General features: G+C 39.2%; 12 protein-coding genes. 4 read left to right on the forward strand and 8 right to left on the reverse strand.

What is annotated here, in order from left to right; all coding sequences use genetic code 11:
* Positions 1 to 34: 34 nt before the first annotated feature.
* The 5 genes from AC4BBX_RS06025 to AC4BBX_RS06045 all read right to left on the reverse strand — a co-directional run bounded on the left by AC4BBX_RS06025 (position 35) and on the right by AC4BBX_RS06045 (position 4220).
* A complete protein-coding gene (locus AC4BBX_RS06025) occupies positions 35 to 1243 on the reverse strand; it encodes a carbohydrate-binding domain-containing protein (RefSeq protein WP_490455534.1) in 1209 nt (402 codons plus the stop codon).
* A gap of 174 nt (positions 1244 to 1417) precedes the next feature.
* Positions 1418 to 1630 (reverse strand): helix-turn-helix domain-containing protein, encoded by a 213-nt coding sequence (locus AC4BBX_RS06030; protein WP_490455535.1) that lies wholly within the window; start codon positions 1628 to 1630, stop codon positions 1418 to 1420.
* A gap of 9 nt (positions 1631 to 1639) precedes the next feature.
* On the reverse strand, positions 1640 to 1933 hold the full coding sequence (locus tag AC4BBX_RS06035) for a DUF2975 domain-containing protein (protein WP_490455536.1): 294 nt from the start codon (positions 1931 to 1933) through the stop codon (positions 1640 to 1642).
* Positions 1899 to 2117, reverse strand: coding sequence for a hypothetical protein (locus AC4BBX_RS06040; RefSeq protein WP_490455537.1), 219 nt, complete (start codon positions 2115 to 2117; stop codon positions 1899 to 1901). Before AC4BBX_RS06040 ends, AC4BBX_RS06035 begins: the two co-directional genes overlap by 35 nt.
* Positions 2118 to 2813: 696 nt before the next feature.
* Positions 2814 to 4220, reverse strand: coding sequence for an aldehyde dehydrogenase family protein (locus AC4BBX_RS06045; protein WP_490455538.1), 1407 nt, complete (start codon positions 4218 to 4220; stop codon positions 2814 to 2816).
* A gap of 181 nt (positions 4221 to 4401) precedes the next feature.
* Here AC4BBX_RS06045 and AC4BBX_RS06050 point away from each other — a divergent pair, with 181 nt between their 5' ends.
* Positions 4402 to 5163, forward strand: coding sequence for an ABC transporter ATP-binding protein (locus AC4BBX_RS06050; RefSeq protein ID WP_490455539.1), 762 nt, complete (start codon positions 4402 to 4404; stop codon positions 5161 to 5163).
* A 1-nt stretch (position 5164) separates the two neighbouring features.
* Positions 5165 to 7213: an FtsX-like permease family protein gene (locus AC4BBX_RS06055; protein WP_490455540.1), complete on the forward strand. Its 2049-nt coding sequence runs from the start codon at positions 5165 to 5167 to the stop codon at positions 7211 to 7213.
* A gap of 556 nt (positions 7214 to 7769) precedes the next feature.
* Here AC4BBX_RS06055 and AC4BBX_RS06060 read toward each other — a convergent pair.
* Genes AC4BBX_RS06060 through AC4BBX_RS06070 form a run of 3 tightly spaced genes read right to left on the reverse strand, consistent with a single transcriptional unit; the run spans position 7770 to position 10948 of the window.
* Entirely contained in the window at positions 7770 to 8957 is a 1188-nt protein-coding gene (locus AC4BBX_RS06060) for a glycoside hydrolase family 3 N-terminal domain-containing protein (protein ID WP_490455541.1), read from the reverse strand.
* Positions 8958 to 8973: 16 nt separating this feature from the next.
* Positions 8974 to 10275 (reverse strand): sensor histidine kinase, encoded by a 1302-nt coding sequence (locus AC4BBX_RS06065; RefSeq protein ID WP_490455542.1) that lies wholly within the window; start codon positions 10273 to 10275, stop codon positions 8974 to 8976.
* The gene (locus AC4BBX_RS06070; protein WP_490455543.1) at positions 10268 to 10948 is read right to left on the reverse strand and encodes a response regulator transcription factor; all 681 of its coding nucleotides are present in this window, start codon (positions 10946 to 10948) and stop codon (positions 10268 to 10270) included. The genes AC4BBX_RS06065 and AC4BBX_RS06070 overlap by 8 nt, the downstream gene beginning before the upstream one ends.
* A gap of 186 nt (positions 10949 to 11134) precedes the next feature.
* On the opposite strand from AC4BBX_RS06070, the gene AC4BBX_RS06075 reads away from it, so the two are divergent.
* Positions 11135 to 11845: a polyphosphate polymerase domain-containing protein gene (locus AC4BBX_RS06075; protein WP_490455544.1), complete on the forward strand. Its 711-nt coding sequence runs from the start codon at positions 11135 to 11137 to the stop codon at positions 11843 to 11845.
* Positions 11835 to 12509 carry a DUF4956 domain-containing protein gene (locus AC4BBX_RS06080; RefSeq protein ID WP_490455545.1) on the forward strand — a complete coding sequence of 225 codons (675 nt, stop codon included), beginning with the start codon at positions 11835 to 11837 and terminating at the stop codon, positions 12507 to 12509. Before AC4BBX_RS06075 ends, AC4BBX_RS06080 begins: the two co-directional genes overlap by 11 nt.
* Positions 12510 to 13131 lie beyond the last annotated feature (622 nt).

Consider the following 13131-nt stretch of genomic DNA (forward strand, 5'->3'; position numbering starts at 1 on the left):
AAGCAAAGTCATCATTCAAGTTTTCTATACTATATTATCCGCCGAAGTTTCCACCGGGTTGTCCGCCACCGGGTTGACCCATTGGATCGCCACCCATCATGCCTCCGCCAGGTCCGCCCATTTGTTGAGGAAGTTCAGTCAGAGTTTCTCCATTTACAATCAGTGTGCCGCCAGTAAAGCTTCCAGTTCCGTCAAAATCGACAGCCGATTGAGCGGTCAGAGTGACTGTCCCACCAGCAATGGTTAAATCGCCATTACTATCAAGAGCATCCGTATCCCCTTGGCCGACTTCAACGGTCACGTTTCCACCATTGATTGTTAAATTAATTCCAGTGGTAATAATTTCAGATGCGGAAGCGTTGATCCCATCATCGGTTGCATAAACATTGATATCGCCATCGTCAATTACAATCACAGGAGCTTCAATTCCTTCAACACTGTTTTCAACGTTCAAAGTTCCGCCAGTAATCCAAATCGCTTGCTCCGCTTTCACGGCATCATCGCCAGAGTTAATCGTAATGTCTCCGCCAGAAATGTTCAATTGACCTTTTTCCAAATCGGTATCATTGCTTGATTTTATCCCATCTCCTTGGGCATCAACCACTAGCGTTCCTCCAGAAATATTTAGTGAATCTTTTCCACGAATCCCGTCATCAACACTGGTTACGTTGATATTTCCGCCTTCAATCCATAGGTCATCTTTGCCCACAATCCCGTCCTCAAAATTGGCAGTCACATTCAAGGTTCCTTCACCAGTGAGTACTAAGTCATCGGAAGAAAAGATCGCGCCATTAATTTCTTCGTCGCTACGAGTACTCGCATCCTCCACCGTGTTGGTCGTTCCTTCAGCCATTTCAATCACAGTTTGTTCGGCATTTGCAATATAAATCGCTGCTCCTTCACTGCTTTTAATTTCAGCATTGTTCAAAATAATTCGCACATCGCCTTCAGTATCCACAACAATTTGACCGGTCGTGCTTCCTGTTAACACGTAAGTTCCTGTTTCGGTGATTGTCAGTCCTTCATCGGTCAAAGTGATTTCATTGCTTGATAAATCAGTCCAGCTGACGTCTTCACTTTCGGAAGTTGTCGCTAGTTGAACTGTTTCGGTTGTGGAAGTAGTTGAGCCGATTGAAGCAGTTTGATTTTCAGTAGCCGAAGTATTTGTCGTTCCACATGCACTAATTACCGACAGTCCAAAAAGTAAAGAAGTAGCAATCGCTAATGTTTGTTTTTTATTCATAATATCCTCCATCTAGATTGGATGCTCGCCAATCTATTTTTTTCGTTAATAAAAAGAAGCTCTTCTTTTCTAACTGAACTCAGTATAGTCCGCCTTCCTTAAAGTAAACTTAAAGCTACTAAAAAAATATTTTTCCCAAAATTTGCTAGGAATCACATTTCTTTAGTAGCTTGCTTAATTTGAATCTTCCACGTATTCTAACAAATCCCCCGGCTGACAATCGAGGGTCTTACAAATAGCCTCCAAAGTGGAAAAACGAATGGCTTTGGCTTTCCCATTTTTTAAAATCGAGATATTTGCCATCGTGATGCCCACACTCTCTGCCAGCTCCGTCACCGTCATTTGTTTGTCCAACAGCAGGCGATCAATATTTACTTTTATAGCCATAATTTCCTCCTATACTGTCAAATCGTTTTCCAGCTTCATATGAATCACTCGCTCCAATAATTTTTCCACTGTCGCTACAAAAGTCACGCCAGCCAACGGAATCGCAGCCAATCCCAAGCCAATGAGTACCACGCCCGGGGCATCCTCCACATCGGCAATATGATAAAACATCGGTAGCGTAATTGATAGCGCCAGAAAAATTCCCAACATCATATTTTTGATCCCCATCACTAGTTTTAAAGCTTGCTGAGAAAAGGGATTGTCTTGATCAATCAGTCGCAGAATTCGATAGACCCAGGCCACAACCAAAATCCCTAAAATCCCCGCAGAATAAAGCCCCAAATAAGTCAAAATCTTTTTGCCAGTACAATTCCTGCTTGAAAAAAGTACTTAATAGATTAAAAGTCACCAGCAATTCCAGAAAAAGAATAATAAGCAAAATAGCTCCCAGTGCAATCTTTAAATAATTCGTTTTAATTTTCTTCATAGTTGTCTCCTTCTAGCTTTTGATGAGTTTATTCTAGTTTTAGATGTGTCGTTTTTCGATAAATTTTAGTGAAATTTAAAAAGTAGCGGTGATGGGAGATTAGATTTGGATGGAATTTTTCTTTTTCGAAGAGGAGAGCAAGGTTGTGTTTGATTTTTTTAGATTTTCGAACAAAAGAGCTGACTTATGTGCGAGTTTTTCTGTTTTTCGAACAAAAGCGCTGACTTGTGTGCGAGTTTTTCTACTTTTCGAACAAAAGAGCTGACTTATGTGCGATTTTTTGTGATTTTCGAACAAAAGAGTATTGTTGTGTGCGAATTTTTGTGATTTTCGAACAAAAGAGTTAGGTTGTGTGCGATTTTTTGTGATTTTCGAACAAAAGAGCTGACTTGTGTGCGAATTTTTCTGATTTTCGAACAAAAGGGTAGGCATGTGTGCGAGTTTTTCTATTTTTCAAACAGTGGAGCTTCCCACCGTTTGATTTTTTCTATTTTTCGAACAGTGGAGCTGGCCACCGTTTGATTTTTCTATTTTTTCGAACAGTGGAGCTGGCTACCGTTTGATTTTTCTATTTTTTCGAACAGTGGAGCTGGCCACCGTTTGATTTTCCAAACAGAACCTCCCTCGTTTCCACAAACTAATAAAAAAAACACCCAAAAATTCTCCTAACGAATTCTTGGGTGGCTCTGGTTGATTTTATTTAAATATAGCTTTGATTTCTACGTAGTCTTCTAAGCCGTAGCGGCCGTTTTCGCGACCGATTCCTGATTGTTTGTAACCTCCGAATGGTGCTCGGGGGCTGCGGGCGGCGCCGTTGACGGTGATGTTTCCTGTTCGTAATTGGCGGGCGACTTTTTCAGCTTCTGCTTGAGGTCCAAAGACTGCTCCTGATAATCCGTAAACAGAATCGTTGGCTAGTTCGATGGCTTCTTCGACTGAATCATAGGTTAGGACGGTGAGGACTGGGCCGAATATTTCTTCTTGGGCGATAGTCATGTCGTTGGTCACATTGACAAAGACGGTTGGTTCCACAAAGTATCCTGTGCCTTCAATTTTGTTGCCACCTATCAATACTTCGGCGCCTTCTGCCTTGCCTTTTTCGATATATTCTAAGACGGTTTCTAACTGGCTTTCGGAAACCATTGGACCGACTTTAGTTTTTTCATCGCTTGGGTCACCGACAACCACGTCTTGATAGAGTTCTTTTAAGGCTGCTTTCGTGTTCTCCAATTCATCTGCGGGAACAAATAAGCGGGTCAAAGCGGAACAGGTTTGGCCTTGGTTATCTAAAACGGTATTGGCAGCGCCTTTGACTGCGGTAGTTAAATCGCCATCCTTCAAATAAATCATGGCTGATTTTCCACCTAATTCTAAAACTAATTTTTTAACGGTAGTTGCGGCTTTTTCATAAAGTCCTTTACCGACATCGGTTGAACCTGTGAAGGAAACCACAGCTACATCTTCGTGTTCTGCTAAATAATTTCCTGTGTCTCCTCCGCTTCCGGTAATTAGGTTAAAGACGCCTTTAGGTAAGCCAGCTTCTTCCATTATTTCTGCATAAATCAAGGCAGTTAACGGTGTGTTGCTAGCGGGTTTGACCACAACGGTATTCCCTGTCAGCAAGGCTGGTGTGATTTTTCTTTGAATTTGGTTGAATGGATAGTTCCAAGGGGTGATGCACGCGACCACGCCGAAACCTTCTTTGATAATGGTAGCATTGTCAATTTCGCCTTCAAAATCAAAGTTTTTCACTTCATCCAAGGTTGCTTCCATTTCTTTAATTGATAAAGGAACCTGTCCTTCTGAGCAGAAAGTTGTGGTAGAGCCTAATTCAGCGACAATCGTATCAGCGATTTCCTCTCCTCGGTCTTTCACTAGTTCCAAGACTTTCTCAATATACTTCACTCGTTCTTCTAACGGTGTTTGATTCCAGCTTGGAAAGGCTTGTTTGGCAGCTTCCACAGCAGAATCGACATCTTCGTGATTGGCTTGAATGACTTCTGCAATCACTTCTTCAGTCGCAGGATTTATAACTTTTGAAAATTCAGTACCATGCGCTGATTGCCATTGACCATCATAGAATAGTTTCTCAAATTTTTTCATTTAGTTCTCCTCCTAATGTCTGTCTAGTTTAACCGTAACATCATTCAAAAATCAGGTCAATTGATGTGATGTTTCGTCCTCAAATGAATCTTACCAATCTGTAAGCTTAAATTTCATCTTGTAAGTAGTTCTTTGGAAAAATTCTAGGTATGATAGGAATATAAAGAAGGGAATGTTTGTTATGTCACGATTATTAACTGTTAAAAATGTCAAAAAAGTCTATCAAAGTCGTTTCAACGGGCAACCAGTTGAGGCGTTGCGCCAAATTGATTTCACGATTGAAGAGGGCGAATATGTAGCAATCATGGGAGAATCGGGTTCTGGAAAAAGTACCTTACTGAATTTGATTGCGACTTTGGATAAGCCGACTTCTGGTTTAATTCAATTACGAGACCAAGATTTTAATCGCATTGAAGAAAAAGAAGCGGCAAATTTCCGCCGGGATCATTTAGGGTTTGTTTTTCAAGATTTTAATTTATTAGATACTTTTTCGGTGAAAGACAATATTTTATTACCACTCGTTTTATCTCGGATGCCTTATCCAAAAATGGAAGCTCGTTTGTTGCCGTTAGTAAAAACCTTGGGAATTGATGAAATATTGGAGAAATTCCCTTACGAATTATCTGGTGGGCAACAACAGCGAGTTGCAATTGCCCGAGCGATTATTACTCAACCAGAAATATTGTTGGCAGATGAGCCGACTGGTGCTTTGGATTCAAAAACTTCTAATCAACTTTTACAAGTTTTCGAACGTTTGAATGAAAATGGTCAAACGATTTTGATGGTAACGCATAGCTCAATTGCCGCAAGCCACGCCCAAAGAGTCTTATTTATCAAAGACGGTCAAGTTTTCCATCAACTTTATCGAGGAGAAAAAAATAACCAACAATTCCTAGAAACCATCGCTGACACTATGACAGCTTTGTTATCAAAGGAGGGGTAAGATGTTTTTCGCAAAATTAGCTTTCCAAAATATTCGCAAAAATCAACGGATTTATTTGCCCTTTATGATTTCGATGATTTTTATCATCGCGATTAACATGATGACTCTGACGATTGTTAATAACCCAGGCATGCATAGCTTACCTGATGCTCACATCGCTTTGGTGATGTTTCGATTCGGACTAATGGTTGTTCTGATTTTCTCCGTGATTTTTGCTATTTATACCAATAACTTCCTATTAAAACAACGTAAAAAAGAATTTGGTTTGTATAATATTTTAGGTTTAGGTAAACGGGAATTGTATCTACTGGCTTTGTGGGAAAATCTATTCAGTCTATTGATTGTATTAGTTGCTGGAACCTTGTCTGGATTGGTTTTTGCCAAGCTCGGTTTTCTGACTTTAAAAAGAATTCTCAAAGTCGGCAATGATTTTGTCTTTCAATTAAGTGGAGATAGTTTTATCGTCATTTTGATGCTGACGATTGCTTTGTTCTTATTGCTTTATGGAATTACTTGTGGAAACATCGCTCGGACCAACCCACTTGAACTGTTGCAATCAACTACCAAAGGAGAAAAGAAACCTAAAGACAATATTTTCATTACAATATTAGGACTACTTTCTTTAGGCGCTGGTTACACAATTGCACTTTTACTGAAAAATCCTGATCAACTGCTTCAATTATTTTTCTTGGCAATTGTTTTAGTTATCCTTGGTACTTTCGCCCTGTTTACTTCAGGCAGTGTTACTCTTTTGAACCTTTTACAAAAAAATAAGAAGTATTATTATCATCCGAATCATTTTATTTCAGTTTCAAATATGTCCTATCGCATGCGCCAACACGCCCTTGGATTAGCCAGCATTTGTATTTTGTCAACGATGGCTTTGGTCACGGTGACGACCACTGCTAGTTTGTATTTTGGGCGGACGGATCGATATTATGCTGGAGCGCCACTAGATGTTAATATGAGTTTCCAAACGCTGGATCAACCCGATGATCAAGTGAATACGAAGCTCGCTGACTTGGCTGAGAAAGAAGGCGTTGAAATTACCGAAATTCGTGAATGGGTGATGACGCATTTTTATGAATTTAGCTTAAAAGATGGCACCTATGTGGTTGATCCAGATAGTTATAATTATGGAGATGTTGAAGGAACCTCTTTCGCCTTTATGCCCTTGGAAGACTACAATCATAACTTTGAGACTGAAGAGTTGGCGGACAATGAGATTCTGGTTTCAGAAATGTACATGGCCGATTTCAACGAATCAGAAATTCAATTGGATGTCTGGGACGAACCTTTAAAAGTGAAGAAAAAAGTGACTGCTCAAACCGATACCATCTCTGGTGCTTATTATAATTCCGTTTTAATTGTTGTGAAAAATCGAGAAATGTTTGACGAAATTTTAGCAAATATTGTTGAAAAATTGAAATCCACCAGCGAGTTTGATCCCGTTTATATCCGTTCACTCAGCTATATTTTCCAAGTCAATTTTTCCGGCGACGATCAAATTGAGCGAGTGGCTTTTGCCAACAAAATTATGGAGGATGTCTGGAGAAGGACACAAGATGAAGAAAATCATTTTTATGCTGCTGGCTTTTATGGAAGAGATCAAAGTAAAGCTGCAGACGATGCCTTTATGGGAGGATTTTTCTTCCTAGGAATTCTGTTTAGTATTATTTTCAGTCTAGCAACCGTTCTGATTATTTACTACAAACAAGTTTCTGAAGGAATGGATGATAAAAAACGTTTTGATATTCTTCAAAAAATTGGAATGAGTCATCAATCCGTCAAAAAAGTGATTCGCAGTCAAGTTCTGATGGTCTTCTCATTCCCATTAGTAATGGCCTTAAGCCATCTGCTGTTCGCTTATCCCGTGATTAATCAATTATTGCAGACCTTTAACCAAACCGACCGTGGTCAAAAACTGAATGAAAACTTATTCCTAACCATTACTCTATTTGCCGCTGTTTTATTCGCTCTACTGTATGGTGTGGTCTATCAGTTAACCGCCCGAGTTTACTATCAATTGGTGGAACGAAAAAGTCTGTAACACAATAAATGAAGACCTTATGGATTCCGAATTTTATGGAATTCAAAAGGTCTTTTTGATGGTAGGATTTAGGTGGAATTCGGCCACTGTTCGAAAATTTCTAAATATCAAACGCGGGATTGCTCCACCGTTCGAAATTCCCTAAATATCAAACGCGGGATTGAGCCACTGTTCGAAAATCTTAAAAAATCAAACGCGGGACTGAGCCACCGTTCGAAAATTCCTAAAAATCAAACGCGGGATTGCTCCACCGTTCGAAAATTCCTAAATATCAAACGCGGGACTGAGCCACCGTTCGAAATTCGCTAAATATCGAACGCGGGACTACTCCACCGTTCGAAATTCGCTAAATATCAAACGCGGGACTACTCCACCGTTCGAAATTCTCCAAAAATCAAACGCGGGATCGAGCCACTGTTCGAAAATCCCTAAATATCAAACGCGGGATTGAGCCACCGTTCGAAATTCTCAAAAAATCAAACGCGGAATCCACCCACCATCCCAAAAAAGAAAGATCAAAGAACTTTATTACTTGTTCTCTGGTCTTAATCACTCTCTATTCAATCAATCCTAGATTTTGTTTCCATTTTAACACGCGGTAAACGGAGGTATCTAATTGCTCTTGGCTGTAATCTCCGTTTTCGATGGCTTGTAAAACATACGGAATTTGTGTTTGATAACTAGACGACATGACTAGATCGTTGCCTGCTTGCAAGGCGCTTAAGCCGGCTTCTTCTTGGGAAATAAAATCTGCCAATCCTGCCATATCCATATCATCGGTCATAACGACGCCATCGAAAGCTAGCTCTTCTCGCAATAGTTGATGAACTTCCGTGGAAATTGAAGCTGCGGCATTTGGGTCAACGCTACTAATTATATTATGAGAAACTAAGACGCTATCCGCACCTGCTTGAATTCCGGCGGTAAAAGGTAGAAAATCATTGGCTTGCAGTTCTTCTAGTGGTCGATGGTCGGTCACGATTTCTACATGAGAATCACGGTTGTTGCCGTATCCTGGAAAATGCTTCAAAGTTGAGCCGCTTTGGGATTCTTTCAAAGCGGTGACTACGGTTTCTACAAATTCACTGGTTCCTTCTGCATCTAAGCCCACTGTTCGGTCGTAAATAAAGGCATAGGGGTCGGTTGACACATCGGCTACTGGAAATAGGCCGGCATTAATCCCTAATTCATTTAAAATACTCGCTTTTCTTTTGGTATCTTCGGCAATTCCTTCGAAGCCACTGCTGTTGTAAACTTCTTGGGGTGATGCAAAAGGTGTTTCCACCAAATTGGTATTGTGACTGATTCTGGTCACCGTTCCACCCTCTTCATCGGCACCAATCAGTAAAGGAATCTCACTGGCATCCTGATAACTGGAAATCTTCTGAGTCAGGCTCTCCCAAGTTTCATTTTCCACATCTCGGCCAAACAAAACGTAACCACCTAAATGATAATTTTGAATGTCTTCAAGTTGATTGCTTTCTGGTACTCGCACAAAAAAGAGCTGGCCAACTTTTTCTTCTGTCGTCATTTCGTTGATGCGTTCTGCGATTGGATCTGTTTCCTCTTGGGTTGTGGTCGTTGTTTCCGTCATGCTGCTAGTTGTTGAGCTGCTATTTTCCACCGAAGATTCACTAGTATCCCGAGATTCCTCGGTTGAATTTAAGCTGTTAAAGACAAAATAGCCTGTTGCGACCATTACTATGGCTAAAATACCGACTAATAAAATTGCTAATTTTTTCATTACGTTCACCCTCATCTTATTGAATTGGTAATTGTAGACAAAAATCTGCTCCTTGTGGCAAAACATCTGTCACAAAAATTTTTCCTTGGTGTTCTTCGACAATTTGCTTGGCAATCGCCAAACCTAAACCGTAACCCCCTGTTTCCTTGGAACGGGATTTATCCTCTCGATAAAAACGATCGAACAAATGAGCCTTGCCGGTTTCAGAAATCGTCGGTCCAGTATTGATGACATGAATCTCCCAAAGTTTTTTCTTTTTGACGGATTGAATCTTGATTGCTTCTTGCGCTTGGGTGTATTTTAACGCATTATCCAGTAAAATCACCATCACTTGGTGGATTTTTTTTGTATCAAAATTGGCTTCCAACTCGGTTTCCAACTCGATAGTAAACTCTTTTTCTTCTAATTCCGCAATTTCTTGAAAGGGTGTGATGACTTCTCTCAAAAAATCGGCGGTGTCTTGTTTACTTTTATCCAAGGTCAATTGGTTGGCATCGCTTCTGGCAATCGTCAACAAATCACTGGTCAGTCCCGTCAGACGTCTGGTTTCATTAAGAGCTTGAGCAATATTTTCCGAACCTTCAATAATTGTCTGATTGGGTTTTCGAAAAAGTCCTTCCAAACGATTCTGAATAATCGTCAATGGTGTTCGCAACTCGTGAGAAGCATTTTCGACAAATTCCTGTTGCTTTTGCCAAGCTTTTAAAATAGGTTTCATTGATAATGCTGACAGCCAATAACTGACACCAATCGAAATTAACCAAAAAATCACCATACAAATGATCACGATCCAACGAAAGTTTCGCAAGGAATGCTGGATTTGATTTACATTGGAAACAATCTGGACATACGCCACTTCCCCCTCATTATACGCTTGAGTGATGGAGTGGAAAAGTAATTCCTCTTCCCCTCCAACCGTGAGGCTTTGGATAGTGTCCAAGTTATCTGTCATTAGATGTAGATTTTCCAATTCTGAAAACCGTCCTCCTAGAGCTTCACGATTCAAAATTTCACCACTTGCTGACCACAAAATAATTTGAGTATTAAACCGATTGCTTGAAGGACTTCGAGGAGGTTCCATCGGCGTTTTTAATTCCCCTTCAACATTCCACAAACCGTTTTGATAACGAGAAACTTCCTGCTCAATCATTTCTGTTTGTTGACTCATTTCTCTTAAAGTTTGGTCGGTTTCTTGAAAGGCAGTTTGATTTAATAATTGTAAAATAATTGCTCCTAATAGCACAAAAATCACTGCAAAAGCACTTAAATTCATGATAAAAAAACTACTGCGTTGTCGATTGGAAAGTTTCTTATTCATCTTTTGCTCCTTCAAATAAATAGCCGACATTTCTTAAGGTTCGAAAATCCTTATCAATCCCTGTAGGACGGAGGTGTTTTCGCAAATTACTCATGTAAACCTCTACCACAGTCAAAGTCGTTTCCGATTCGAAACCCCAAATCCGGTCAAAAATTTGTTCCTTGGTTAAAATCATCCCTTGATTTTGTAAAAAATATACCAATAAATCAAATTCCCGTCCTTGAATTGGTAGTAATTTATCCTCAAAAAGCACTTCTTTGGTGGTTAGTCGACAAGTTATATTTTTATATGGTAGCGTTTGTTCATCAAATACACCTAATGATCGCTTCAAAAGTGCTTTAATTCGCATGACTAATTCTTCTCGGTAAAAAGGTTTGGTTAAATAATCATCGGCTCCTTTTTCAAAGCCTTCAATCTTATCTTCCAAGCCATCTTTGGCAGTTAAAATCAGCACAGGTGTCTGATCTTGTGCGCGTAATTTTTTCAAGACTTGATAGCCATTCATTTCTGGCAACATCAAATCCAGAATAATTAAATCATAAATACCAGATTCTGCTTCATATAAGCCTTCACTGCCATCATATACTTGTGTGACTTCTCCCAATTCTTGGACAATTTCTTTAATTGTATCAGATAGTACCTGGTCGTCTTCTATCAATAAAAATTTAATCATGGGTTACTCCTTCAATTTATCTCAGTGAAATTCCTGTTCTTCTTGCAATTATCATATCATTTCTAACTTAAATTAACCTTAAGTTTGAATTTGCAATGGCGACTTCAAAAAATTTCATTTGCTTAAGCTTACTTTAAGTTTCAGGTTTTAAGATTAGCTCAGCAAATCGTTAAGGAGGTTTTATTTATGAAATTACAAAAAGTTTTTGAACGAAAGGAAAGTAAGTATTTATTAAATCAGAAACAATTTAATGCTTTTTTTGAGGAATTACAGACGCATATGGCAGTGGATCAATATGGGTTACATACGATTTATTCTCTTTATTATGATACGGATAACGATCAATTTATCCGTCACTCGATGGAAAAGCCCGATTACAAAGAGAAATTTCGGGTTCGTTGTTACGGCCAACCAGCTTTCGATAGTCAGGTATTTTTAGAAATCAAAAAGAAAATCAAAGGTGTGGTGTACAAACGCCGCGTTCCGATGAGTTATCAAGATTATCTTAATTGGGAAAAAAATCCTCATGAGGGCGCGCTTTTGGATTCGCAAATTGGACAAGAAATTTCATGGTTATTTTACACACACCCTGATTTACGTCCAAAAGTACTGATTTCTTATGATCGTCTGTCTTTATTTGATGAAAACGATGAAAATTTTCGCATTACCTTTGACCAAAATATCCGCTATCAACCCAAGGCAAGTTTTACTGCCGATCGAGGAGATTTAGTAGCACCAGAGCTTGGGATCTTAATGGAAGTTAAAGCCATGGGCAGTTATCCTTTGTGGTTCACCGAATTATTGAGCAAGTACCACATTCAAAAAGGTAGTTTTTCAAAATATGCTCAAACCTATCAACGTCATTTATTTAAGGAGGAATTATTCTATGTTGTCTAGTTTATTTTCAGAAAGTACCGCTACCATTCAAATTTCGTCATTACTGTTGTGTATCACTGCATCCTTTGGGTTAGGATTATTGGTGGCGGTGGTCCATATGTATCGCAATGTTTACACAAAAAATTTCGTCATCACTTTAGCCATTTTACCCGTCCTCGTGCAATCCGTTATTATGCTGGTTAATGGAAACTTGGGAACTGGGGTTGCCGTTTTGGGTGCCTTTAGCTTGATTCGTTTTCGTTCCGTTGCCGGTGGAGCCAGAGAAATCACCAGTATTTTTTGGTCAATGGGTATTGGTTTAGCTACTGGAATGGGTTATGTTTCTTATACCATCGTCTTCTCGATAGCAGTCGCCCTCTTCTTGTTTGTTATTTATAGTAGTAGCTTTGGTAATCAAAAAACGGCCGAACGAGAATTAAAAATCACCATTCCAGAAGATTTAGATTATCCAAACTTATTCGATGATATTTTTGAAAATTTTGCTTATTCCAAACGCCTAGATTCCGTTCGAACAACCACTATGGGCAGCCTATACGAACTACGTTATATTTTGTTGTTAAAAAATCAAGAGCAAGAAAAAGCATTAATTGACGCCATCCGCGTACGTAACGGCAATCTACCAATTGTCTTAGGAAAAGTCGCTACCAATCGCGATGAATTATAATGGAGAAAAACGCACAGAAATTTTTGATTCTGATGCGTTTTTTGATTTGAAAACAGCAGATGTGACTTTTGTTTAATTTTCGCCATTTTTCGAACAAAAGTTGCGGTCTCTGTTTCATTTTTGCCAATTTTCGAACAAAAGACCAGACTTGTGTTTCATTTTTGCCGTTTTTCGAACAAAAGACCAGACTTGTGTTTCAATTTTGCCGTTTTTCGAACAAAAGACCAGGCTTGTGTTTCATTTTTGCCAATTTTCGAACAAAAGACCAGACTTGTGTTTCATTTTTGCCGTTTTTCGAACAAAAGACCAGACTTGTGTTTCATTTTTGCCGTTTTTCGAACAAAAGACCAGACTTTTGTTTCATTTTTGCCATTTTTCGAACAAAAGGCCAGGCTTCTGTTCGATTTTTTCCGTTTTTCGAACAAAAGATCAGACTTATGTTTCATTTTCGCCATTTTTCGAACAAAAGGCCAGACTTATGTTTCATTTTTGCCAATTTTCGAACAAAAGTTGCGGTTTATGTTTCATTTTTGCCAATTTTCGAACAAAAGACCAGACTTGTGTTTCATTTTTGCCAATTTTCGAACAAAAGACCAGACTTGTGTTTCATTTTTGCCAATTT

The organism is Enterococcus sp. AMC1157 (genome assembly GCF_058216555.1).